The organism is Pseudomonas sp. D4002 (assembly GCF_013385665.1).
Lineage (GTDB): Bacteria > Pseudomonadota > Gammaproteobacteria > Pseudomonadales > Pseudomonadaceae > Aquipseudomonas.
On record NZ_JACAPN010000017.1, the window covers coordinates 132,587 to 155,992 of the forward strand.

The following is a 23,406-nucleotide window of genomic DNA, read 5'->3' on the forward strand; positions in this document are numbered from 1 at the left end:
CCCTGTCTGAAACATGTGTCCTTCAAAGCAATCAAGGAGAAGTCCATGCTGATACTCACCCGCAAAGTCGGTGAAAGCATAAACATCGGTGATGACATCACGATCACCATCCTGGGCGTTAGCGGCCAGCAAGTAAGAATCGGCATCAATGCTCCAAAGGACGTTGCCGTGCATCGCGAGGAGATCTACCAACGTATCCAGGCGGGCCTGACGGCTCCGGATAAAAACCAGACACCTTGAAGCGCCTCCAGTAGCCAGCCCTTTCGTTCACTGTAACGGCTGGCGAAAACCTCTTTCAGCCTGCTCGCGGCTTCCCGCGGCCAGCGCGCCCTATTCCCTTGTTCCAGCGTCAGGCCAGCGTCATCCCAGGCCGACACCGCGTGCCATGCCACTCGCTGCAATCATCATCAGCACCAGCAGTAACGCCTGCACATGGCTGATGCGCGCAAAAAGACCTGCCTGGTGCAAATCGAGGCGCGTGCCACGCGCCAACGCGATGCGCCATTTGATAAAGCGAATCATCGGCGCGAGCTCCAGTAACAAAATTAATACAAGCAGCGTCATCTTCACGTGAAACAACGGCTGGTGCAGGTAATAATCACTGCCCTTTTCGTAGCCGCCAAAGGCCCGCAGGCCACCGGTTACCAATAACACCAGGGCACTGATTCCCCAGATGTTGTCTGCGATCAATACGCGGCGCAGGGTGGATGGGTCACTATCAGATACACCGCGCAATGCCTTGCCACGCGCAAGCACGGCCGACAATGCCATGGCGAATGCCAGTAAATGGACTGCTGCAAGAAACCACTGAACCAACATAAGGCGTACTCCCTTTTGTATGACACATGGCAGGAACACTTCTCAGTAATAGTCGCTGGCTGCGTTCAACACATGAAACAGCCTGCAAACAAAGGGAACTTGTGGAGTTTTCCAGGGCCGAATCTCGTGACAAATCCCCTACAGTCTGCAGCGCGCCAAGGAGCACGTTGATGAGGCGTACCGTTAAACAGCCTTACTTATCCAAGTCTTGGTTGATTGTCACGCTGATCAGCGTGGCGTTTGTGGCGCTGGAGTATGGCCTCAAGTTCGAAATCGAAGGCTCCTCCGACAAAGCCTACTCATGGCTGGACCTGACGCTGTTCCTGAGCGCGTACTTGTTTTTCTTCTGCCTCAAGCCCATTCAGGTCGCCGTCCATCGCAGACTGTGCCGGCGCGCGCCTCACAGTGATCGCCGCAAAGCCTCATCCTGACGGCTTTGGGTTTCATCTTGAAGTTCGTTGCCCCAGCGCGGTGTATCCCGCAAGCGGGTTGAAACCGCCGCCGCAGTTGCTATCAGATCGCTGGTATTTACAGCTGCGCGACACAACCTATGCTTGGGCATGCACGGTCGGTGAAAGGTTGTAGCGCTGATGGACACACTGAGTAAAAGCGAAATCGAATCAGCACTGGCAGCGCGCCTGCCGAGCTACAAAATCGTCTGCACCCTGCATGCCGATGGCACGCTTTCCGCGATTCTCAGCGGCCCGGAAGCTGATCACTTTGCGGTGACCGGCATCGTCCGCGCACACCATCGAGGGCCGGAGGCGATTGCCAGGCTTGCCAGCGAAATCCTCAAGGAAATGGTCTTGTCCCGCCAGGGGCTCAAGGGCAACCGCCTGCAGACGCTGACTGGAAACGGCTCCAACGTTGAACCGCCCCTTTACGAAGAAGGCCGATCCGGGTAACCGGGTCGGCCTTTTTTTACGCCAGGCGCTGTAGATGCAACAGCCCGGCTTCGTCCCGCTGAACCTGTAGACGCTCATACCCGTCAATCGACGGATGCGCGGTGACCATGGGCACAAGGTGGGTCGACGTCACCACCATCACATCGGCCCCCGCCGCCTCGCCGGCGCGAATCCCGACGCTGGCATCCTCAAACACCAGGCAGTCCTGTACCGGTACTCCCAGCCGTTGCGCACCGAGCACATAACAGGCCGGATCCGGCTTGCCGCTGGCGACATCCTCCGCGGTGACCAGCACCGCCGGCGGGTTGATCCCGGCCGCCTGCATACGGCGCAGAGCCAGTGCCTTGGGGGCAGACGTAACCAGCGCCCATTGATCGCCGGGCAATGCGTTGAGGAATTCCACCGCGCCCGCAATCGCCACCACCCCTTCCACATCCTCAAGTTCAGCCTCGGTAATCCACTGCGCCTCAGCCTGCGCGTCCACACCGGGCAATGCCTGGCGGGTGATGGTATCGATGGCCCGGGCACCATGGATGGTCTTCAGAAAGGCCTCGACATCCAGCCCATGGCGTTCAGCCCAGGTGGCCCATACGCGCTCGGCGGCGGCAATGGAGTTCAGGAGTGTGCCATCCATATCGAACAGAAAGGCGCGGTAACGGTGGGCGAATACAGCTGAATCGCGGGTGGACACTGCTCGGCTTCCTCTTGCTTTCGTCACCCGGTCTTGGGCGCTGACGAACCACTTGCCTGGTGCAATCTACGGATCGGCCCAAACGCTGTAAACCTTCCCGTGGTTTGTATCGGACTGTATGGGAACCCCGCCTGGATACGCGAACCCGCATTTCGCCACGCCTGGGCACACATGGCAGATACACCCCGGCGATTAACTACGACCACCAGCCAATCCGGCTGACTCACGCGTAGGAGCCTCATCATGTTCAATCTCTCGAAAGCTTCGTCCCTGGTATTCGGCCTGACTGTCATCGCGGGCCTCAGGCTGTCATCCATGGCGTCGGCCGACACCCACGCTGGCGCGGTCAAAGACCAGCCATCCCACCTGCTCGCCGAGGGCGGCGCAGATCGCCTGCACGAACGCGGCCTGGCGGAAGGCGGCGCTGAACGCCTGCAAGCAGCCCGTACTGTCTGATGGGTCACCGTCCAACCAGGGCAGCCTTCCGGCTGCCCATTGCATTACAAACTTGTCATCAAGCTGTCAGTGTTGCCCGCACCCTCACTTCATACAGTGAAGTCGTCAGTCACCCACAGCGGGTGACCCAACTTCCCACTGAAAATGAAGCGAGCCCGCCCATGAAACCTGCAAGCAAACTCTGCCTGATCGCCGCCAGCCTGTTGATGCTGGGGACCGGCGCCGCCGTGGCCGGCCCGATTGCACCGGTGAAAGCCAATAACGTAGTGCTGGTACACGGCTCCTGGGCCGACGGTTCCAGTTGGTCCGAAGTGATTACCCGCCTGCAGGCCGCCGGCTTGCATGTAACCGCTGTGCAAAACCCGCTGACCTCGGTGGCGGATGACGTCGCTGCCACCAATCGCGTACTCGATCAACAGGACGGTCCTACCGTGCTGGTCGGCCATTCCTACGCCGGCACCGTGGTCAGCGACGCCGGGGCCAACCCCAAGGTCAGCTCCCTGGTATACGTCGCCGCCCGCGCTCCGGACGCCAACGAAGACTTCGTCGCCCTGTCCGCCAAGTACCCAAGCACACCCGTGCGGGCCGGTGTGGTGGAGCACGACGGTTACCTGACTCTGAATCAGGACGCCTTCCTCAAGTACTTTGCCGCCGACGTACCCCACGCCAAGGCCATGGAGCTGTACGCCGTGCAACAACCGATCGCCAAGACCCTGTTCAGCGGTCGCACCGTCAACGCCGCGTGGCACACCAAGCCGTCCTGGTATGCGGTGTCCAGCAATGACCAGACCATCAACCCGGACCTGGAACGCTTTCTCGCCAAGCGCATGAACGCCACCACCATCGAGGTGCCATCGAGCCACTTGTCCCTGGTTTCCCACGCCAAGGAAATCACCGACCTGATCCTCGAAGCGTCCGGCCGCCAGCCTTAAGCCCTTCATTACGATCTTGTCATCATCCTGTTGGCTGGCTGTTTGTGTCGCCTGGTTACTGTGAACTCACTGCCGGATACCGGCAGCCAACCCTTAAAGAGAGATACCGCCATGAAACTGTTTATCCTCGGCTTTGCTGCCCTCCTCGCCACCGGCTCGGCCTTTGCCGATACCACCGCCACCACCTCGGTGATCCATGACACTCCCGGCTTCTTCATGCACATGGACGTGGCCAAAGTACTGTCGAGCACCGATACCTACGGCCAGTGCGGCATTGTCCCTGCGCGCCTCGACTACCTCGACAGCCAGGGCCGCGAACACGTGCTGGACTATCAAGTACAGGGCATCGGCTGCCCCAATGACAATTGATCGGGCTACACTTGCGCCACGCAAGAACTGCACATCACCAGGGCGAATCCCATGAATATCCTCGTAGTCGAAGACGAGCCCAAGGCGGGCAACTACCTGCTTAACGGCCTGCAGGAACTGGGTTACTCCGTGAGCCTTGCCCGCGATGGCGTGGACGGTTTGCACCAGGCCCTGGAAACCCCGTTCGACGTGATCGTGCTGGACGTGATGATGCCGAAGATGGACGGCTGGGAAGTGCTGCGTCGCCTGCGCAAGGAAGCCGACACGCCGGTGCTGTTCCTGACCGCCCGGGACGATATTGCCGACCGCATCAAGGGCCTGGAACTGGGCGCCGACGATTACCTGATCAAGCCGTTTTCCTTCGCCGAACTGGTGGCGCGCCTGCGCACCCTGACCCGGCGCGGGCCAAGCCGTGAAGAAGAACACTTGCAGATCGCCGACCTGCAGATCGACGTGCTCAAGCGCCGCGTCAGCCGTGGCGGCGTGCGCATCACCCTGACCAACAAGGAGTTCGCCTTGTTGCACTTGTTCGCCACCCATCAGGACCAGGTACTCTCGCGCTCGCTGATCGCCTCAAGGGTGTGGGACATGAATTTCGACAGCGACACCAATGTGGTCGACGTGGCCGTGCGCCGCCTGCGCCTGAAAATCGACGACCCGTTCCAGCTCAAGCTGATCCATAGCGTGCGCGGCATCGGCTATCGCTTCGATACGCAACCATGAGCAAGCCCCGGCATTACTCCCTGACGCTGCGCCTAGCGCTGATCTTCGCCCTGCTGGCGTTCGCCCTGCTGGCAACCCTCGGCGTGGCGCTGTACCGCGACCTTGAGCGCGAACTGATCCACCGCGACGACGCTGCGCTGATCTACCGCGTCGACCAACTGCGCAACCTGCTGAACGACAGCAACACCCTGGACCTGATCAAGACCAAGCCCGAACTGTTCCAGAACATGCTGGGCAACCGCGAATCGGTGCTGAGCATCGCCGCACCCGGGCAGAAACCGCTGCTGGAAGTGAACCCCGGCAACATCGACATGCCCGACGTTGCACCGGTGCCCCGGGACCACGCCCTGGAATTCGCCGACGTGCAGCATTTACCCGGCGTCAATGGCGTCCCCTTCTCCACCCTCGCCGCGACCATCGATTCAGGCGACCTGGGCAGCCTGCAAGTCACTACCGGGCGGTTGATGACCGAGCGCACCGCAGTGCTCGCCAGCTACCGGCTGAGTGTCTATATCCTCGCCAGCATCGCGGCATTGGTACTGGCGGTGGTCGGTTACCTGATGGTGCATCGCGGCCTGCTGCCATTGCGGCGCCTGGCCGTGCATGCCCAGGGCATCGGCGTCGGCAACCTCGCCGCGCGCCTCGACAGCCACGGCGCCCCCAAAGAACTGCTGCCGATGATTGATTCGTTCAACACCATGCTCGAACGCCTGGCCAAGGGTTTTGTGCAACTGGGCCAGGTCTCCACCGACATGGCCCACGAACTGCGCACGCCGATCAATAACTTGCTCGGGGAAACCCAGGTGGCGCTGCAGCAACACCGTAGCATCGAAGCCTACCAGCAACTGCTGGCCTCCAACGTCGAAGAACTCGAACGCCTGGCGCGCATGCTCGACAACATGCTGTTCCTGGCCCGCACCGACCCGGCCAGTGCGCTGCGCCAGCGCCAGGAACTGGACGCGGCCGATGAAGTGGAACGCATGGCCGACTACTTCGAAGGCCTGGCGGGCGATGTCGATATCAGCATCCTCGCCCAGGGCGCCGGTGTGATCTGGGCCGAGCCGATGCTGCTGCGCCGTGCCCTGGCCAACCTGTGCGCCAACGCCATCAAATATGGTGCGCCCGCCTCTGAACTGCTGATCCAGGCCACACCCTGCGCCGAAGGCATCAACCTGACAGTGACCAACCACGGCGCGACCATCCCGGCGGAGCACTTGCCCAGGTTGTTCGAGCGGTTTTATCGCGTGGATGAATCACGGGAGCGTTCGGCGCATTCCAATGGATTGGGGCTGTCGATTGTCGCGACCATCATGCAGTTGCATAACGGCCGATACAGCGTGAGCAGCGAGAACGGTGTGACATGCTTCGCGTTGTTTTTCCCGGGACGCGAAGCCGAAAACCTCAGCTGACTTGCCCACCCGTTTCAGTGATATCCACCAGGGTATTCCAGGCCGTCAGCAGCGCAATCCGCAAGCCCTCGACCTGCATCGGCAACGCCATCGAGGCCGGCTCGGGTATTCGGCCCACCACCTGTTCGGGCAGCCACGGCACATGGATGAAACCGCTGCGTACCCCTGACCCGGCGAGCGCGTGCTGCAACAGATAGAACACCTGGTTGCACACGAAAGTGCCGGCGGTTTGCGACACGCTGGCCCCAATGCCGGCCTCGCGCACGGCCCTCACCATGGCCTTGCTCGGCAAGGTGCCGAAGTAGGCCGCAGGGCCGCCGGGTAGCACTTCCGTGTCGACAGGTTGCTCACCCAGGTTGTCCGGGATCCGCGCGTCGTTGAGGTTGATCGCGACCCGCTCGATGGAAATATCACTGCGCCCGGGGCCCAGCCCGACAGCAATGACCATCTGCGGGCGGTGTTCGGCCAACAGCTGAGCCAGGCGCTCGCCCGCCGTGGCAAAGGCACAGGGTAACTGGCGCGCGACAATCCGCACATCAGCGCCCAGTTGCACACCCTCCAACAGGCGTACCGCCTCCCAGGACGGGTTGACAAGGTCTTGGTCAAACGGTTCGAAACCCGTCAGCAATACAGTGCGCATTACAGCCTCACATCAGCAGGTAGAGCAGGACAATATTGACCACCAGCATCATCAACGCGGTCGGCATCTGTGCCTTGATGACCGCGTTTTTATCCGGCAGCTCCAGCAACGCCGCCGGGACAATATTGAAGTTGGCCGCCATGGGTGTCATCAGCGTACCGCAGTAACCGGAGAACATGCCGATGGCAGCCATCACCGCCGGGTTGCCGCCGTAGATGCCTACCAGCACCGGTACGCCAACGCCGCCGGTCATCACCGGGAAGGCGGCAAAGCCATTGCCCATGATCACGGTAAACAGTGCCATGCCCAACACATACACCATCACCGCTACCAGCTTGTAATCCAGGTTGATATAGGTGGTGGTGATGTGCGCCACCGCTGTGCCCACGCCCGCTTCGTTGAACAACAGCCCGAGCATCGCCAGCATCTGCGGCAGCACCATCGCCCAGCCCAGCGCTTCGGTGAGGCGCCGGGATTCGCGAAGGGCTTGCACCGGCGTGTCCCGCGTCAGCCAGCAGGCCAGCGCCAGTGCAATCAGGCAGCCGATACCCAGGGAAACAAAGGTGGTGTTCTTCGGGTCCAGCAGCGGCACGCCGCCGATCTCGGTGTGTTTGAGCAATACCGAGCCGATCACCGTGGTCAACGGAATGGCCAATGCCGGGATAAACAGTTTATGCCCCAGGCGACCTGCGCTGGCCCGTGCGGCCTTGTCATGCAACTGGGCATGCGCGCCGCGGCCTACGCCGCCCAGGCCCGCGATGAGTGCCATCACCACCACGCCCACGCCGACCACCACCGAGGGCAGGCGCTCCCCCACCAGGAACGGAATGGCAAACAGCAGCCAGAACAACGAACTCGACCAGCGCTTGGGGTGGGTGCGATCCATCAGGATCATCCCGGCGGTGATCACCAGCAGAACGCCGGCCAGCCAGTACAGGTATTGAATGGAAATGATCATTGCGCCGCCTCCGCTGTGTTGGCCGGTAACAGCTCTCGGGTCAGCATTCGGTCAAAGCGGTGCAAGCGAATGGCGTGAATGATGAAGGCGCAGATCGCCGTCGGGATGCCCCAGACCGCAATGTGCAGAGGTTCGACATCAATCCCCGAACCCAGCAGGAAGGTGTGCATCAACGCAATCGCACCAAAGGCGACGAAGATATCCTCGCCAAAAAACAGCCCGACGTTGTCGGTCGCGGCACACATGGCCAGGACCTTGTGGCGAAGCTTGTCGGGGAGTTTGCCATAGCGTTTTTCCGCCGCACCTTCGGCCATCGGCGCCAGCAACGGGCGCACCATCTGCGGGTGCCCGCCCAGACTCGTCAGGCCCATGGCCGCTGTGGATTCACGCACAAAGAGATAGATGATCAGCAAGCGCCCGACCGTGGCCCGCTCAAAGCGCGCGATCCAGTTTTGCGCATGCAGGCGCAAGCCATGGCGCTCCAGCAAGCCGATGACAGCCAGGGGCAACAACAGGATCAATTGCAAGGCGCGAGTCTGGAGGAAGCCGTCGCCCATGGTGGCGAGGATCTTTTCCAGTGGAAAGTGGGCGGCAAACCCGGTGGCAATCGCTGCCGCCGTGACGACCAGCAGCGGATTGAAGCGCAACACAAAGCCGACCACGATGACGAGTACGCCAATCAGCGGCCATAGGTTCACAACAGTTTGCATGGTGGTGAGGTCCTTAAGTGCGCGCTGCGGCGCCAGTAAAGCAGGTAGTGAACAAAGGGTTCACTGCAAGAAAACGGCGTGCAGCCCGGCTCGATTTTTTATTGTTGACCTGGAAGGTCGAGCGTCAGTGGCCGCATCTTTGCTGCTTGGGGAGGGAGGTGTCCAACAAGAAAAATTGTTGCTGCAATCCAATAAAGTTTGTGGGTGTTTGAAGCGTTAGAGGGCATTTGTCGGCCCGTTTGAAGAGAAGGCCCAGGCGCAGAACGTGCTCAGGTACTTGAAGTCCGATAAAGGGCTGGACGGCTTGGTCACGTGGCGGTCGGTGACCCGCTAGCCCTCAGCCCAGGTGCTTCTGGAAAAAGTGGCGCGTGTGTCCTGGCGGGTACTCGGCAATATGCCCGAACTCGCTGAAACCCATCTTCCGGTAGAACCCGGGCGCCTGGAAGCTGAAGGTGTCCAGCCAGATCCCCGCACACCCTTTCTCCCGTGCCAGCTCCTCAGCCGCGAGCATCAGCCGCGAGCCCATGCCTTGAGTGCGCATTGACTCAGGCACGCTCAACAGCTCAATGAACATCCAGCCATAGGAAATTTTCCCGTACAGGCCGCCCACCACTTCCTGGCTGGCGGGATCACGCAGTAACAGCCCGAACGTTTCGAACGGGTTCTCGCCGCATTGGCTGATGTTGTATGCCCTCAGCGGCTGAAGGATGGCCTGGCGCTCTTGCTCCGTCACCTCAAACGACAGTTCCATTGCCACGTCCATCTTGATCGTCCTGTGTTGAATTCCAGATCAGCCCACAAAAACACCACCCCTTCAAGGATTGAGTTTTTCCAGGGCCGCTCGCAACGCGGTGTTGTTGCCGCCCAACGCGCTGGTGGCGATCGCCGCGTTGCGCAGCAGGATCGATGCGGCGTGGGGGATGTGTTCTTTCAGCAATCGGTCGGAGGGGCCCGACAGCGTCAACGCGCCCTTGAGCTCACCGCCCATTGCAAACACGGGGACGGAGACGGCGGTGGTTTCCGGGTCGCGTTCGCCGAACGAGCAGGCCCAGCAGCGTTCACGCTCCTGAGTCAGTGTGGCGTCACCCTGGCGTGAGAACGCGCGCAGGACCTTGCCGGAAGCCCCGGCATGCAGCGGGAACCGCGCGCCTTCCAGCACCGAGACCCGCACCGCGCGCTTGGGCTCGACACGGAACAACACCACCCGGCTGCCGTTTTCATAGACGTAAAAAGACGAGGTCTCGCCGCTCTCTTCGGTGATGGATTCCAGCAGCGGCAGGATCACATCCCGCAAGCGGAACGAGGCTTGATATAGCTGGGACAGGCGCAGAGGTTCAGGCCCGACGGCGTATTGGCCGTCACTCAAGCGCCGCACAAACCCGGCTTTTTCCAGCGAGGTGATCAGGCGCAGGATGGTGCTTTTATACAAGCCGGTGCGCCGGGCGATCTCCGCCAGGCTCAAGCTCTCCTGGTCGATATTAAAGGCCGCGAGAATGGAAAACGCGCGATCGACTGCAGCAACGCCGCCTTCCGGACTGCCGGCTTGATCAGCAAGACTGTTGTTGGGTTCGGTACTCATGGCCACTCATTGGGTATTCATCGCCGGCGCAAGCGGCGGCATCATTGCCGTCCCGGTCGCGCCAGACACTTTCAGTCGCCGTAACATACCCTTTTGCGCCGGGGTGCAGCCACCGCATTATGCTTCCCGCAGGAAAAGCCGCAGCGACATAACCATCGCGGCCGCGACGAACATGATGCACCCCATCACCATCAGGCCCGCCGTGAACGAGCCGGTGTAATCCTTGAGAAAGCCCATCAGGTATGGCCCGACAAAACCGCCAAAGGCACCAATCGAGTTAATCAGCGCAATACCACCGGCAGCGGCCTGGCCACGCAGGAACTTGCCCGGCAAGGTGTAGAAAATGGTCTTGCCGGCAATCGTCCCCACCAGCGCCAGGGTGATCCCGGCCAGGGCGGCCACCAATGTGTCCATCTGCAAGGCGACCAATAGCGCCAGGCCAGCCAGCAGCATGGCCACGGTCAGGTTGAAAATCCCCTTGCCGGTGCGGTCCACGTGTTTCGCCCAAACCAACAGGCCGATGGTTGCAAAAAAGTAGGGAATCGCCGCCACCCAGCCAATCATGCTGATCTCGACACCGTGGGCCTTGAGCATCTGCGGCAGCCAGATTCCAATGCCGTAGGAGCCCAGGGTAAAACTGAAGGTAATCGAGCTGAGGATCCACACCCGAGGGTCTTTCAGGGCAGCCTTGAAGCCGTGGCGGTGCTGGCCCTGGCTTTGCTCTTCAGCCAGCAAGCCGGTGAGCACGGCACGTTCCTGTGCCGACAGCCATTTGGCTTCGGAAGGCTGGTTGGTCAGCACTTTCAACGTGATCAGCCCGAGGATGCACGCCGGGACGCCCTCGATCAGAAACATCCATTGCCAGCCTGCCAAACCCCAGATGCCGTGCATTTGCAGGAGCCACACCGACAGCGGGCCGCCCACCAGGAACGAAATCGGCGTGGCCGCGGTAAACCATGCCAGCACCCGCGTGCGGTACTGCGCCGGAAACCACAGGGTCAGGAAAAAGATCACGCCGGGAAAGAACCCGGCCTCGGCCACACCCAGCACCAGGCGCATGGCGTAGAAGCTGTAGGGGCCGACGACCCAGGCGGTGGCAGCCGCCGCAATCCCCCAGGTAATCATGATGCGCGCCATCCACCGCCGGGCGCCAAAGCGGTACATCGCCAGGTTGCTCGGCACCTCACACAGGCAGTAGCCAACGAACATAATCCCCGCACCCAGGCCGAATTGCGTGGCGGTCAAACCCAGCTGTTCGGTCATTTGCAAGGCGGCGTAGCCAACGCTGGTGCGGTCCAGGTAGTTGAAAAAGTAAGCCAGGGCGAGCAGCGGGATCAGACGCCAGGCGGCCTTGTGCAGGACGCGGGTTTGCTCTGCATCCAGCACCACGGCGGTGATGGCTGGGGCGCCTGATGCAGGTGTCGTGACAATTGCCATGACGGGTTTCCTCGACATTATTGTTATTGGAATGGCGACAAAAGGACCTAGCGGACCACGCCACGAGCGCGCAAGGCGTCGACATCGCTGGCGGCATAACCCAGCTCTTCAAGTAACGCCTGCGAATGGCTGCCCAGTTGTGGCACGTTCAGGCGCGTATCGAAACGCCGGCCATTCATTTCAAACGGCAGCATCGGCACCTTCACTTCCTCGCCGTTATCCAGCGTCAGGTGCGCCAGGCCGCCGGAGGCATTCAGGTGCACATCGTCAAACAGATCCTGAGGCCGCTGGATCGGCGAGAACGGCAAGCCGGCCTGCTCGCACATGTCCATGATTTGCTGCTTGGGCAGCGTGGCCAGCCGCTCCCGCACCAGCGGCAGGATTCGCGAACGGGCATGCACACGCTGGGTGTTGCGCGCCAGTTCGGGGTCGCTGCCCAGTTGTTCAAAACCAAACGCCTGGCAGAAGCTCAGCCATTGGCTGTCACTCACCACGCCCATGAACACCTGCTCGTCATCCCGGGCGTTGAACACGTCATAGATCGCCCACGCTGAAAGACGGCTGGGCATCGGCGCTGCCGGCTGGCCGGTGGTCGCCATCTGCATCATGTGCTGGCCGACCAGGAACGCGGAGTTCTCGAACAGGCCGGTCTGCACAAACTGGCCCTCCCCGGTCGCCTTGCGTTGCCACAGTGCGGCCAGGATCGAGATGGCGCTGAACATCCCGCCCATCACGTCATTCACCGAGGCACCAGCGCGTAGCGGGCGGCCTTCGGGGCCGGTCATGTACGCGAGCCCGGACATCATCTGCACCACCTCATCCAGTGCAGTGCGGTGTTCGTAAGGGCCCGGCAAAAAGCCTTTCATGGAGCTGTAGATAACGTCGGGCTTGATCGCCTTGACCTGCTCAAAGCCCAGGCCGAGTTTTTCCATGGCGCCTGGACGAAAGTTTTCGGTGACCACGTCGGCGCTTTCGATCAGCTTGCGCACCGCCGCCATCCCTTCCTCGGTCTTGATGTCGACGGCGAAGCTTTTCTTGTTGCGGTTGTAGGTCATCCAGTAGCCGGCGCCCGAACCGGTCAACCGCCGGGTGTTGTCGCCAGCCGGCGTCGGTTCGACCTTGATCACTTCGGCACCAAGATCGGCCAGCACCAGCCCGCAGGTCGGGCCCATGACCATGTGCACAAACTCGACCACGCGGATGCCCGCCAATGGCAGCGCCTGGATCTTGTGATTCTGCGTGTTCATCGTACAGCCCCTGCGTAGTGGAAGTTCTTGCCCACGCCGGCATCCGGAATGAACCCGTAGAGCGGCTCGCCTGGCAGGCCTTTTTGCAGCCATTCACGTGCCGCCACCAGCTTGTCGATATCGACGCCGGTACGCAGGCCCATGGATTCGAGCAGGTAAACCAGGTCTTCGGTCACGATGTTGCCCGACGCGCCCGGCGCATATGGGCAGCCGCCAATCCCGCCCTGTGAGGCGTCGAACGTGGTGACCCCCACATCGAGCGCCGCCACCACATTCGCCAGCCCCTGGCCGCGGGTGTTATGGAAATGGGCACTGCCAGCCTTGGCGCCGATTTCGCTGTGCAAGCGGATAAACGCCCGGCGCACCTGAGCCGGGTTGGCATAGCCGACGGTGTCCGCCAGCCCTACCTCATCCACGCCCAGCTCGGCCATGCGCAGCGCCATGCGAATCACATCGTCCTCAGGCACTTCGCCCTGGATCGTGCAACCGAATACCGTCGACAACCCAGCCTCCACTTGCACCTTCGGGAAGTGTTCGTTGCGCAGGGCAATGACCTGGCGAACCTCCTCGAACACCTGTTGATGAGTCTTGCGGATATTGGCCAAGGAATGCGGCTCGCTGACGGAGATCGGCAGGGTGATTTTCTGCACGCCGGCGTCGAAAGCGGCCTGGGCGCCCTTGAGGTTCGGCACCAGCGCCGTGACAAACACGTCCCGGCGTTGACGCATATGCACCACTAAGTGCGCCGCATCGGCCATCTGCGGCAGCAGCTTGGGGGAGACGAATGAGCCTATCTCGATTTCCTTGAGGCCGGCGTCGGCCAAAGCCGTTAGCCACTGCAATTTCAGCGCGGTAGGCATCGTCGCGGCGACGCTTTGCAGGCCATCACGCGGGCCTACCTCGCTGATCAGAATGTCGATGTTTTTATTAGCGGTCATCACCAGGCCTTTAAAGGTCAATTCATACTTGTTCTATCTGACAGAACGATGTTCTGAAATAAATAATGAGCGCGTTAATTTTCACTGTCAACGTCCGAAAAGCGCCCAGCGCTTTTTACTTATATTTGGTTGATCAACGGGCAAGCCAATCCATTGCATTGATCTGATATGGCAAAAGACAGGGTTGACAGCCCAAGAAATAACCTCGACATTTGTTCTATTAGAAAGTACATCGTTCTATCCAGCAGAACAAAACAATAATGAGACAAGGCTTACCTCCTTTTCAGAGGTGCCTTGCCCGTTCCGTAGGAGTTGATCCTGTGAGCCTGTATGCCCCGCCTCGTGATTTGCCCACTCGCGTCTTCAGCACATTGCCGCAGGTTTTCTGCAAGGACGGAGACTCCGAGTGGGTGCACGCCAACAAACCCGGCCATCGAGTGAAAAGCTTCCTCGAAGGACCGTCCTTCGATGTGCAGGGCAATCTCTATGTCACGGACATTCCCTACGGCCGGATCTTTCGCATCGACCCGCACGGCAACTGGACCCTGGTGGTGCAATACGACGGCTGGCCCAACGGCCTGAAGATCCATCGCGACGGGCGTATTTTCATTGCCGACTACAAGCACGGCATCCTGACCCTGGACCCTGCCAGTGGCGTCATCACACCGTTTCTGACTCACCACCGCAGCGAAGGCTTCAAGGGTGTGAACGACCTGTTCTTCGACGCTGGCGGCAAGCTCTACTTCACCGACCAGGGGCAGACCGGCCAACAGGATCCCACCGGTCGTGTATTCGCCTACGACCTGGAAAATCAGACGCTCACCTGCCTGATCAACAACGGCCCGAGCCCCAACGGCCTGGTCATGGACCTGGCGCAAAACGCGCTGTTCGTCGCCATGACCCGGGGCAACGCGGTGTGGCGCCTGCCGATCCAGCGCGACGGCGGCACAAGCAAAGTCGGGATCTTCACCGCACTGGCGGGCGGCGTGAGTGGCGCCGACGGCATGGCCCTCGACGCGCTCGGCAACCTCTACGTGTGCGATGCCGGCAATGCCTGCGTCTGGGTATTCGATCCCCACGCCGTACCGCTCTATCGCATCCGCAGCTGCACCGAGGGCCGCACCCTGACCAACCTGGCGTTCGGCGGCGAGGGCAACCGCCAACTGTTCATCACCGATTCGTCGACCGGCTCGATCCTGGTCGCCGACCTGGAGCACGCCGGCCAACCGATGTTTTCCCACCGCTGAATCCACCGGCACTGAACGCTGCGCGCAGCACGCAGGGACTTCGTTCGCCCTGAAAAAAGCCGGCAGTCACTTGCCTGGCGCCCTATAAGACCAACAAGAAGGCACACCCATGTTGATATTCCTGAGCTACGCCATGATCGTCTGCTTCATGTACCTGATCATGAGCAAGCGCCTGTCACCGCTGGTGGCGCTGCTGCTGGTACCAATCGTCTTCGGCTGCCTGGCCGGCTTCGCCCCGCAACTGGGCGGCATGATGTACGACGGCCTGAAGATGCTCGCCCCCACCGGCATCATGCTGACGTTCGCGATCCTGTATTTCTGCCTGATGACCGACGCAGGCCTGTTCAACCCGCTGATCAAAGTGATCCTGCGCCTGGTCAAGGGCGACCCGCGCAAGATCGTGGTCGGTACCGCCGTACTTGGCCTGTGTGTAGGCCTGGATGGCGACGGCGCCACCACTTACATCATTGCGACCGCTGCGTTTTTGCCGCTGTACCGGCTGACCGGCATCCGCCTGCAAGTCATGGCCACCGTGCTGCTGATGTCGATTGGCGTGATGAATATCCTGCCGTGGGGTGGGCCGTTTTCCCGGGCGGCCAGTGCGATGCATGTGGACATCACCGAGCTGTTCGTGAGCATGGTACCGATCATGCTGGCCGGTGCAGTGTGGGTGTTGTTCGCCGCCTGGTGGCTGGGGCGCATGGAATTCCGCCGCCTGGGCAGAGTGAGCATCAGCGAGGAAGAAGTGCTCAAGGGCTATGCGCATATTCGCCTGAGCGATCCGCGTTTTCTGTTCAACGTGGTGCTGACCATCGCCCTGATCACCTGCATGATGATCAGCCTGATGCCCTTGCCGATCCTGTTCATGATCGCCTTCGGCCTGGCCTGCCTGGTCAACTTCCCGTCCATCAAGCAGCAAAAGGAAGTCATCGCGCGGCATGCCGACAACGTGATGGCGGTGACCTTGCTGATCTTTGCCGCGGGGATTTTTGTCGGGATCATGGGCGGCACCGGCATGGTCAAGGCGATCTCCGACAACCTGATCGCGCTGCTGCCGCAACAGTCCGGGCCTTACCTGTCGGTGATCACCGCGCTGCTGAGCATGCCGTTCACCTATGTGCTGTCCAACGATGCATTCTATTTCGGCGTACTGCCCATCTGGGCACAGACCGCTGCCCACTACGGAATTGATGCGAAGGAAATGGCGATTGCCTCGCTGATCGGTCAGCCGGTGCACTTGCTCAGCCCGTTGGTGGCCTCGACGTACCTGCTGTGCGGCCTGCTGGACATCGACTACGGCGACAACCAGCGCGTCTCGCTGAAATGGACCGTGGGCACGGTGATGGTGATGTTGCTGGCGGCGATTGCGATAGGTGCAATCACCGTCATCAACTGAGGAACGACTGTCGCGGGCGGGACAGTCCTTGCGCCCTCAGCTACATACAGGTCGCAACCGCCGCTGAGGAAATACCGCGCCGCCGGTACTCTGGGGCGACCGCCCGGGAGATTTCCAATGACACTACGCACTTGCTTGGCCGCTCTATTGGTACTGACCGCCTCCACCGTCTTTGCCGCCCCTGGTTACGATCATCTTTTTGCATTCGGTGATAGCTACTCCGACAACGGCGCGGGCGAACGCTTCACCAAAACCCTGGCCACGCAGAAGGTCAAGGACGCGCAGGAACTGCCCGGTTCGTTGTATTGGAAAGGCCGCTGGAGCAACGGCCCGACTGCCGTCGAGAACCTGGCACACGCCTTGAAAATACCCTTGACCGACTACGCGGTCGGCGGGGCCAAGAGTGGCAACGGCAACTACTACACCTGGATGGAGCCGGCGCGCGACACCGGCGTTTCGGGCCAGATCGCTGATTACCTGACGTCCGCCAAGGCACACAAGGCGGACCCGAGGGCGCTGTATTTCATCTTCATTTCCGCCAACGACTTTTTTGAATGGGCGGATTTCTCGCACCCGGAATCGGTTGCAGTGCTCAGCCAGAACAGCGTGGCAAATATCCAGACGGCCACCGAGACATTGATCGCTGCAGGCGCGAAGCAGGTGATGGTGGTGGGCACGACGGATTTGACTCATGTGCCGGCGGTGGTGCAGGGCAATCAAGTCGAGAATGCAAAAAACTATCAGCAGACGCTAGAACAAAAACTTCCGGTAGTGCTGAACACATTGGCCAAAACCCACCAGGTCAGCATCAGCTACTTCGACCATGTGGCGTTCAGCGACAAACTGCGCGCCGCCCCCGAGGTTGCTGGGTTCAAAGACCTCGATACGCCCTGCCAACACACCTATCCGGACGTGAAACCGGTGTGTGAAAACCCGGATGCGCATTACTACTGGGATGAATGGCACCCGACGCGCAAGGTCCATGCCCTGGCCGCCGAGGCGATGCTTGAAACCCTGAAGTCCAGCCGCTGACAGCCGGGTTTATTCCGGCTTGAGCAGCGCCTCGTAGTCCGGGCTGATTTCCGCCAGGATCATCAACGCCGCCGCGCCCAGCGCCACGGCGTCGTGCCCGGCGGTGCCCATTTGAATGCGTGGGTGCAGGCGATCCGAGCGGCTGCTGATGGAGCGACTCAGGGGTTCGAGGCGGGCGATCAGCCGGACCAGAATCGCTTGGGGCAGAAAGCCGCTGATGAGGATTGTCTGCGGGTCGAGTACCGACTCAAGAATGTTGATGGCCTGCTTCAACGCGGGCGCCGCTTCGTCGAGCCAGGCGTCGACGCCTTCATTGAGTTCCTCGTCATTCATGACCCACGTCGCCAGGTCCTGCTCGGCCGGATGCCCCAGGTGCTCCAGCAGCGCGGCGATGGAAATGTAGCGCTCCAGGCAGCCCTGATTACCGCAGTAACAGGTCTTGCCGCCAGGGATCACGGTCATGTGCCCGATCTCGCCGGCGTTGTGCCAATGCCCGGAATACAGGCGGTTGTCCAGGTACAGCCCAGCCCCCAGGCCGCTGCCGATAAACAGATGGACGAAGTTATGCAGGCCGCTGGCGATGCCATACAGCCGCTCGCCCATGGTCGCTGCAGTGGCGTCGTTTTCAATCAGCACCGGAAGGCCGATTTCCCGCTGCAACCTTAGCGGGATGCCCGGGTCGTCCCAGCCGGACATCGCCGTGGGTCCCACGCAGGTCATGCCTTCAACACTGAAAGGCCCCGGCAAGGCAATGCCGACGCCGAGGAAGCGGCCGCCCGCACGCTGCCCGCGCAAATCCTTTACGCAGCCCACGATCAGCGGCAATGCCTGATCGAATGTAGGGTAGCTGACCGTCAATGTCACTTGCGCCACCGTCTCGCCGAGCAGGTCCAGCAACACGGCAATGATGCGATGTTGTTCGACGTGAAAGCCGATCGAGTAGCCGCCTTCGGGGTTCAGCGACAACGGTACCGGTGGCTGGCCACGGCCGCCCTTCTCGGCCGCATGGGCCAGCAAGACCCCCTCTTCCTGCAGCTCGGTGACGATGTTCGACACCGTCTGCGCCGTCAGCGAGGTCAGCCGCGTGAGATCAGCGCGGGTCAGGCGCCCGCTCTGGCGAATGGCTTCCAGGATCACCCGACGGTTGTGCTGTCGGGCATGTTCGGCGTTGGTGCCGGTGGTCACCGCACGTTTGAGCTTGGGATTTTTCATGAGCTGATAATCCGTCGCCGCGATTAATTAAATCAAGTTGAATTAATACTCGCATCGTGCTTTTCTTAGCGCCTCGGACGATTGCGCCTGCAGCAATTTCCGATTACGCCCCATAAAAACAATGACGGGTCGATAGAAGCCCTTGATGGCACGCAATCCCTTTGCAACTGCCCTTGTCCCCTTCTGTCACTCGATTAAGAGGTCGTTCCCCCATGAGCACGTTGACACCCGTCGATCCGGACTTGCCCAACGGCAAACGCAAAATCGGTCTGTTCCCCGCCATTACCCTGAACATGAGCCAGATGTGCGGTGTCGGGCCATTCATCACCATTCCCACCATGATCGTGATCATGGGCGGCCCCCAGGCTTACCTCGGCTGGATCCTCGGCGCCTTGCTCGCCCTGTGTGACGGGTTGGTATGGGCCGAACTTGGTGCCTCGCTGCCCGGCGCGGGCGGTACTTACAATTACCTGCGGGAAGCCTTCGGCAAGCGCACGGGCAAGCTGCTGCCGTTCCTGTTCGTATGGACGGCCATGTTGTTTATCCCGCTGATCATGTCCACCGGCATCATCGGCTTCGTGCAATACCTCACATGGTTCTGGCCCAACATGAGCCAGACCGCCGGCAACCTGATCGGCCTCGCCGTGATCTGGCTGGTGATCGTGATGCTGTGGCGCAAGATCGAGTCCATCGCCAAATTGAGCATCGTGCTGTGGGTGATCATGCTGATCAGCATTGGTGCGCTCATCGCCGCCGCCTTTACCAATTTCCATGCCGACCTGGCCTTCAGCTTCCCCGAGGGCGCCTTCAACCTCGGCGACAGCAGCTTCTGGCTGGGCATGGCCGGCGGCCTGACCATCGGTATTTATGACTACCTGGGCTACAACACGTCGGCGTACCTGGCCGGTGAAGTCGAGCAACCCGGGAAGGTGATTCCCAAGTCGATCGTGTTTTCGATCATGGGCATTCTCGCCATCTACCTGTTGATGCAAGTGGGTGTTTTGGGCGTGGTGGATTGGCACCGCATGCTCGACCCCGAATCCGCGGCCTACAAGTCCGTAGCCTCGGTCGTACTCAGTGAAACCTGGGGCAGCACTGCCGCCGGGATCGTCACCGTACTGATCTTGATCACTGCCGTCGCTTCAGTGTTTGCCGGGCTGCTCGGCGGTTCCCGGGTGCCGTTCGAAGCCGCAAAAGACAAGGTGTTCTTCAACGCCTTCAGCAAGGTTCACCCCAGGCACGCGTTCCCGACCTACGGCATCCTGAGCATGGGCCTGCTGACATCTGTGGGGTTCATGATTGGACGCCTGACTGACCTGAACACGCTGATTCAGCTGCTGACCACGGTGATGATCCTGGTGCAGTCTGTGGCGCAGATCATCTCGTTGCTGGTGCTGCGCAAGACCAAGCCGCACCTGGCCCGGCCTTACAAAATGTGGCTGTACCCGGTACCAGCGATTATCGCGCTGCTGGGTTGGGTTTATATCTATATGGCGTCCAACCATAACGCCCCCGGTGCTTACCCAATCCAGTGGTCGCTGGTGTGGGTAGCGGCCGGCAGCGTGGCCTATCTGCTGTGGGCGCGCGTGCAAAAACTGTGGCCTTTCGATAAGTGATGAGCGTTATGCACGAACCATTGAAAACAACGGGCGCTGCGGCGCCCCGGCAAGGGCTGCTGCTGGCGATTGATGTCGGCGGCACCAAGACGCAGGTCGCCTGCTACAACATTGCACACCCGCGCATGAACACGCGGATTCTCGCGACCCACGCCGACGGTTTATCCGGCGTGCCGGCACTGCAACGCATCCTGGATGCCGCCCATGCCTGTGTGGCCGAGTTCGGCGACCTGCCGGTGCTGAGCGTGGCGGCGGTGTTTCCCGGCGTGGTGCGCGGGCCCACCTTGCTGATGGCGCCCAACACCCCGGGCTTCGAACGCCTCGACCTGCAAGGGTTGATCGCCCAGGCGTTTGGCAATGCCCCGGTAGCCCTCGATAACGATGTAAAGGCCGGCGCCCTGGCCGAAGTCCGCTGGGGCTCGCTGGCCGGTGTCGACAACGCGATCTACCTGAACCTGGGCACGGGCCTTTCGGCGGCGGCGATTGCCAACGGCAAACTGATTCGCGGCCACAACGGCGCCGCCATGGAAATCGCCTACCTGCTGTCACCGTTTCTCGACCCAGCGCAGCCTGATCAGTGGCGTACCTATGAGCACGGTGGCGCGCCGCTGGAAGAGCTGTTTTCCGGTAACGCCTTGAGCGAGTTGGCGGTGCAGATGCTTGGGCACGGGCATCAGGCGCTGGACCTGTTTTCCAGCGTCGACCCGCAGGTACGCCAGGCGCTGGAGCTGCGGATCGCCGCGTGCGCCGTGCAAGTGGCCAACCTGGCGGTGGCGCTGGATGTGGAGCGCATCGCGATTGGTGGTGGCCTGTACCGCCAGGCCTCGACACTGGCGCCGATCCTCGAGCAACTGATCCGCCGCGTGGTGCCCTTCCCGCCCACTATCGCCGCTGCGCATTTCACCCACGACGCACCGCTGTGGGGAGCCCTGAGCATGGCCATGGAAGCCGTCGGCTTGAACGCCATCGCGCAGCAGGTGCTCAACGCCGGCAACACCCTTTATCAGGAGTTGAGTCATGTCATTGATGCTCAGTGAAACCGCGTCGATCCCGACTATCCTGCAACGCATGCTTGATGATGACCGCGCCGTGCGCGCACTGGTCGCGCAGTTGGAAAGCGACTTGCCCGAACTGATCATCACCGTCGCGCGCGGCAGTTCGGACCACGCAGCCGCCTATTTCAGCTACGCGATGATGAGCCTGGTGGGCGTGCCCTGCCTGTCGATCCCGCTGTCACTGGCCAGCCTGCAACAACCGCCGCTGCGCCTGAAAAAATGCTGGGTGGCCGCCTTTTCCCAGTCCGGTAAAAGCCCGGACTTGATCGACAGCGTGAGGTATCTGCAACAACAGGGTGCGGCCTCGGTCGCACTGGTCAACACGGCGGACTCGCCACTGGCGGCCATCACCGGGCATGAAATCCTCTTGCCCGCCGGCCTGGAACAAAGCGTGGCGGCGACCAAAAGCTATGTAGCGATGTTAATGGCAAGCGCTCAAATCGTGGCCCGCCTGGCCGCAGATAACACCTTGGGTCAAGCGCTACTCTCGCTGCCACGGCAGATGAATGAAGCCGCGAGCGAGGACTGGTCACCGGTGCTCAACGTACTGCAAAGCGCCGACAAGATGATCGTGATCGGTCGCGGTGCCGCCCTGCCGATTGCCCAGGAAGCCGCGCTCAAACTCAAGGAAACCTCAGGCATTCAAGCCGAAGCGTTTTCCAGCGCCGAGGTCCGGCACGGGCCGATGGAAATCATTGAGGAAGGTTATCCCGTGCTGGCGTTCGCCCCTTCGGGCCCCGAGCAAGCGGGCACGCTGGCGTTCGCCGACGACATGCGCGCACGCGGCGCCAAGGTGATGGTAGTGGCGCCACGGGGCACCGCTTGTGCGGGATTGCTGCCCAGCGTTCCAACCGCGCATCAATTGCTGGAGCCGTTCACCATGATCCAGGGGTTTTACCTGATCGCGGCGCAACTGGCCGTGGAGCGGGGGCGTAATCCGGATCAGCCGAGGTTTTTGAAGAAGGTCACGCAAACCCACTGAGTCAGGGGGAAACCGCCCGGCGGGCGTTGGCCAGTGGCGATTGTACGTAGAAGATATCAATTAGAATCACTGCGCACTCGTCGCCTGCCGATACTGGCGCGGCGTAAACCCGGTCAACGCCTTGAACTGCCGGGTAAACGCACTGTGGTCGGTATACCCGCACTGCAACGCCACCTCAGTGATCGGCAGCTCGGTATGCAGCAGCCGGTGCGCATGTTCCAGGCGTACCTTCTGGATCATCTGGCGCGGTGTCAGGTGGAACACGCGCTTGCAGTAGCGCTCCAGCTGCGCCACGGAAATCCCGGCGATCCGCGTCAGTTCACCCAACGTGACCCGCCGATTGAAATGCGCCCGGATGTGCTCGTCCACCGCCGCCAGCCGTTGATAGGCCGGGTGGGTTTCGCTGGCGGTTTGCAGGTCGACCGAGATGCCCGCCAGGCCGATGATTGCAGCGTCGCGGCTGTACAGCGGCCATTTGTGGGTCAGGCACCAACCCGGCTCGCGGGTACCGTAGAGGTGCAGTTCCAACTGGTCTTCGAGGACAAATCCCTGCTCCAGCACCCGCCGATCCTGCTCGGTATAGCCGGGCCCCAACTGCGCGGGAAATACCTCGGCGCTGGTTTTTCCCAACAGCGGTTGCAAGTCCTTCAAGCCGCACCGCTGCACCAGGGTGCGGTTGGCCAATACGTAGCGCGCCTGCACGTCCTTGATAAAGATCGCGGCATTGGGAATCACGTCCAGCATCGGCAACAGCAACCCCACGCCGGCCAGTAATTCTTCGATGGTCTGTGGACGATTCGACTCGCTCCCTTGGCATAGGGTGGCGAACGCGCTCTGCATCATGACGCTCTCTCCTGCATTTTGCGGACAGGCCAGGCGCCCGGCGGGCGGTGCCTGGCGAGCAGATTGCCGCATGGCGGTGGCCCTGTCGAGCACTCGCAATTGTGCTGATTTCGTCATCGCAGCCTGCGCAAAACATCAATCGCGGCGCCGTCGATGGGTTCACTGTATGGCCACTGCATGCCTATCCAATAACCCACAAGAAGGCGCCGC

Annotated in this window: 26 protein-coding genes; 14 read left to right on the plus strand and 12 right to left on the minus strand. The window is 61.2% G+C overall.

Annotation, left to right across the window (positions count from 1 at the left end; translation table 11 throughout):
• Positions 1-45: 45 nt before the first annotated feature.
• Complete coding sequence (gene csrA, locus HX824_RS10780) at positions 46-240, plus strand: carbon storage regulator CsrA (RefSeq protein ID WP_003192511.1); 195 nt, start codon at positions 46-48, stop codon at positions 238-240.
• Positions 241-360: 120 nt separating this feature from the next.
• Here csrA and HX824_RS10785 read toward each other — a convergent pair whose 3' ends face one another.
• The gene (locus HX824_RS10785) at positions 361-819 is read right to left on the minus strand and encodes a DUF2214 family protein (protein ID WP_008438699.1); all 459 of its coding nucleotides are present in this window, start codon (positions 817-819) and stop codon (positions 361-363) included.
• A gap of 170 nt (positions 820-989) precedes the next feature.
• Here HX824_RS10785 and HX824_RS10790 point away from each other — a divergent pair, with 170 nt between their 5' ends.
• Together HX824_RS10790 and HX824_RS10795 are read left to right on the plus strand one after the other, a co-directional pair.
• The gene (locus HX824_RS10790; protein ID WP_003219977.1) at positions 990-1,250 is read left to right on the plus strand and encodes a hypothetical protein; all 261 of its coding nucleotides are present in this window, start codon (positions 990-992) and stop codon (positions 1,248-1,250) included.
• A gap of 159 nt (positions 1,251-1,409) precedes the next feature.
• The gene (locus HX824_RS10795) at positions 1,410-1,724 is read left to right on the plus strand and encodes a hypothetical protein (protein ID WP_008438700.1); all 315 of its coding nucleotides are present in this window, start codon (positions 1,410-1,412) and stop codon (positions 1,722-1,724) included.
• 16 nt (positions 1,725-1,740) lie between these two features.
• On the opposite strand, the gene HX824_RS10800 is transcribed toward HX824_RS10795, so the two are convergent.
• Positions 1,741-2,415, minus strand: coding sequence for an HAD-IA family hydrolase (locus HX824_RS10800; protein ID WP_003219982.1), 675 nt, complete (start codon positions 2,413-2,415; stop codon positions 1,741-1,743).
• 243 nt (positions 2,416-2,658) lie between these two features.
• Here HX824_RS10800 and HX824_RS10805 point away from each other — a divergent pair, with 243 nt between their 5' ends.
• The 5 genes from HX824_RS10805 to HX824_RS10825 all read left to right on the plus strand — a co-directional run bounded on the left by HX824_RS10805 (position 2,659) and on the right by HX824_RS10825 (position 6,304).
• Positions 2,659-2,871 (plus strand): phage infection protein, encoded by a 213-nt coding sequence (locus HX824_RS10805; protein WP_177054531.1) that lies wholly within the window; start codon positions 2,659-2,661, stop codon positions 2,869-2,871.
• A gap of 161 nt (positions 2,872-3,032) precedes the next feature.
• Positions 3,033-3,803 carry an alpha/beta fold hydrolase gene (locus HX824_RS10810; RefSeq protein WP_008438701.1) on the plus strand — a complete coding sequence of 257 codons (771 nt, stop codon included), beginning with the start codon at positions 3,033-3,035 and terminating at the stop codon, positions 3,801-3,803.
• Between the two features lie 111 nt (positions 3,804-3,914).
• Positions 3,915-4,172 carry a DUF2790 domain-containing protein gene (locus tag HX824_RS10815; RefSeq protein ID WP_003219985.1) on the plus strand — a complete coding sequence of 86 codons (258 nt, stop codon included), beginning with the start codon at positions 3,915-3,917 and terminating at the stop codon, positions 4,170-4,172.
• 51 nt (positions 4,173-4,223) lie between these two features.
• Entirely contained in the window at positions 4,224-4,895 is a 672-nt protein-coding gene (locus HX824_RS10820; protein ID WP_003219986.1) for a heavy metal response regulator transcription factor, read from the plus strand.
• Positions 4,892-6,304, plus strand: coding sequence for a heavy metal sensor histidine kinase (locus tag HX824_RS10825; RefSeq protein ID WP_003219987.1), 1,413 nt, complete (start codon positions 4,892-4,894; stop codon positions 6,302-6,304). Before HX824_RS10820 ends, HX824_RS10825 begins: the two co-directional genes overlap by 4 nt.
• Here the strand turns inward: HX824_RS10825 and pcp are convergent.
• The 8 genes from pcp to HX824_RS10865 form a co-directional block, all read right to left on the minus strand.
• Positions 6,297-6,944, minus strand: a complete 648-nt coding sequence (gene pcp, locus HX824_RS10830; RefSeq protein ID WP_008438704.1) for a pyroglutamyl-peptidase I — start codon at positions 6,942-6,944, stop codon at positions 6,297-6,299. The genes HX824_RS10825 and pcp overlap by 8 nt on opposite strands.
• Before the next feature lie 7 nt (positions 6,945-6,951).
• Positions 6,952-7,902, minus strand: a complete 951-nt coding sequence (locus HX824_RS10835; RefSeq protein ID WP_003219989.1) for a DUF979 domain-containing protein — start codon at positions 7,900-7,902, stop codon at positions 6,952-6,954.
• On the minus strand, positions 7,899-8,612 hold the full coding sequence (locus HX824_RS10840) for a DUF969 domain-containing protein (RefSeq protein WP_003219990.1): 714 nt from the start codon (positions 8,610-8,612) through the stop codon (positions 7,899-7,901). Before HX824_RS10840 ends, HX824_RS10835 begins: the two co-directional genes overlap by 4 nt.
• A gap of 337 nt (positions 8,613-8,949) precedes the next feature.
• Positions 8,950-9,375 carry a GNAT family N-acetyltransferase gene (locus tag HX824_RS10845; protein WP_008438705.1) on the minus strand — a complete coding sequence of 142 codons (426 nt, stop codon included), beginning with the start codon at positions 9,373-9,375 and terminating at the stop codon, positions 8,950-8,952.
• Between the two features lie 51 nt (positions 9,376-9,426).
• The gene (locus HX824_RS10850; protein ID WP_003219993.1) at positions 9,427-10,191 is read right to left on the minus strand and encodes an IclR family transcriptional regulator; all 765 of its coding nucleotides are present in this window, start codon (positions 10,189-10,191) and stop codon (positions 9,427-9,429) included.
• Positions 10,192-10,308: 117 nt separating this feature from the next.
• Positions 10,309-11,628, minus strand: a complete 1,320-nt coding sequence (locus tag HX824_RS10855; protein ID WP_003219994.1) for an MFS transporter — start codon at positions 11,626-11,628, stop codon at positions 10,309-10,311.
• A 47-nt stretch (positions 11,629-11,675) separates the two neighbouring features.
• Positions 11,676-12,875 carry a CaiB/BaiF CoA-transferase family protein gene (locus tag HX824_RS10860; protein WP_003219995.1) on the minus strand — a complete coding sequence of 400 codons (1,200 nt, stop codon included), beginning with the start codon at positions 12,873-12,875 and terminating at the stop codon, positions 11,676-11,678.
• Positions 12,872-13,813, minus strand: a complete 942-nt coding sequence (locus HX824_RS10865; protein WP_177054532.1) for a hydroxymethylglutaryl-CoA lyase — start codon at positions 13,811-13,813, stop codon at positions 12,872-12,874. The genes HX824_RS10860 and HX824_RS10865 overlap by 4 nt, the downstream gene beginning before the upstream one ends.
• A 320-nt stretch (positions 13,814-14,133) precedes the next feature.
• Here HX824_RS10865 and HX824_RS10870 point away from each other — a divergent pair, with 320 nt between their 5' ends.
• The 3 genes from HX824_RS10870 (at position 14,134) to HX824_RS10880 (ending at position 17,488) form a co-directional block, all read left to right on the plus strand.
• The gene (locus tag HX824_RS10870; RefSeq protein ID WP_177054533.1) at positions 14,134-15,060 is read left to right on the plus strand and encodes an SMP-30/gluconolactonase/LRE family protein; all 927 of its coding nucleotides are present in this window, start codon (positions 14,134-14,136) and stop codon (positions 15,058-15,060) included.
• Between the two features lie 109 nt (positions 15,061-15,169).
• Complete coding sequence (locus HX824_RS10875) at positions 15,170-16,456, plus strand: CitMHS family transporter (protein WP_008438714.1); 1,287 nt, start codon at positions 15,170-15,172, stop codon at positions 16,454-16,456.
• Between the two features lie 117 nt (positions 16,457-16,573).
• A complete protein-coding gene (locus HX824_RS10880) occupies positions 16,574-17,488 on the plus strand; it encodes an SGNH/GDSL hydrolase family protein (protein ID WP_008438716.1) in 915 nt (304 codons plus the stop codon).
• Positions 17,489-17,497: 9 nt separating this feature from the next.
• Here HX824_RS10880 and HX824_RS10885 read toward each other — a convergent pair whose 3' ends face one another.
• Positions 17,498-18,700: an ROK family transcriptional regulator gene (locus HX824_RS10885; RefSeq protein ID WP_008438718.1), complete on the minus strand. Its 1,203-nt coding sequence runs from the start codon at positions 18,698-18,700 to the stop codon at positions 17,498-17,500.
• A gap of 212 nt (positions 18,701-18,912) precedes the next feature.
• On the opposite strand from HX824_RS10885, the gene HX824_RS10890 reads away from it, so the two are divergent.
• From HX824_RS10890 to HX824_RS10900, 3 genes are read left to right on the plus strand one after another with little or no spacing between them, the layout of a single operon-like run.
• Entirely contained in the window at positions 18,913-20,316 is a 1,404-nt protein-coding gene (locus HX824_RS10890) for an APC family permease (RefSeq protein ID WP_008438720.1), read from the plus strand.
• Positions 20,317-20,324: 8 nt separating this feature from the next.
• Complete coding sequence (locus tag HX824_RS10895) at positions 20,325-21,353, plus strand: ROK family protein (protein ID WP_008438722.1); 1,029 nt, start codon at positions 20,325-20,327, stop codon at positions 21,351-21,353.
• Positions 21,334-22,353 (plus strand): SIS domain-containing protein, encoded by a 1,020-nt coding sequence (locus HX824_RS10900; protein ID WP_032899814.1) that lies wholly within the window; start codon positions 21,334-21,336, stop codon positions 22,351-22,353. The genes HX824_RS10895 and HX824_RS10900 overlap by 20 nt, the downstream gene beginning before the upstream one ends.
• Positions 22,354-22,419: 66 nt before the next feature.
• Here the strand turns inward: HX824_RS10900 and HX824_RS10905 are convergent, their stop codons facing one another.
• Positions 22,420-23,196: an AraC family transcriptional regulator gene (locus HX824_RS10905; protein ID WP_008438730.1), complete on the minus strand. Its 777-nt coding sequence runs from the start codon at positions 23,194-23,196 to the stop codon at positions 22,420-22,422.
• Between the last annotated feature and the right edge of the window lie 210 nt (positions 23,197-23,406).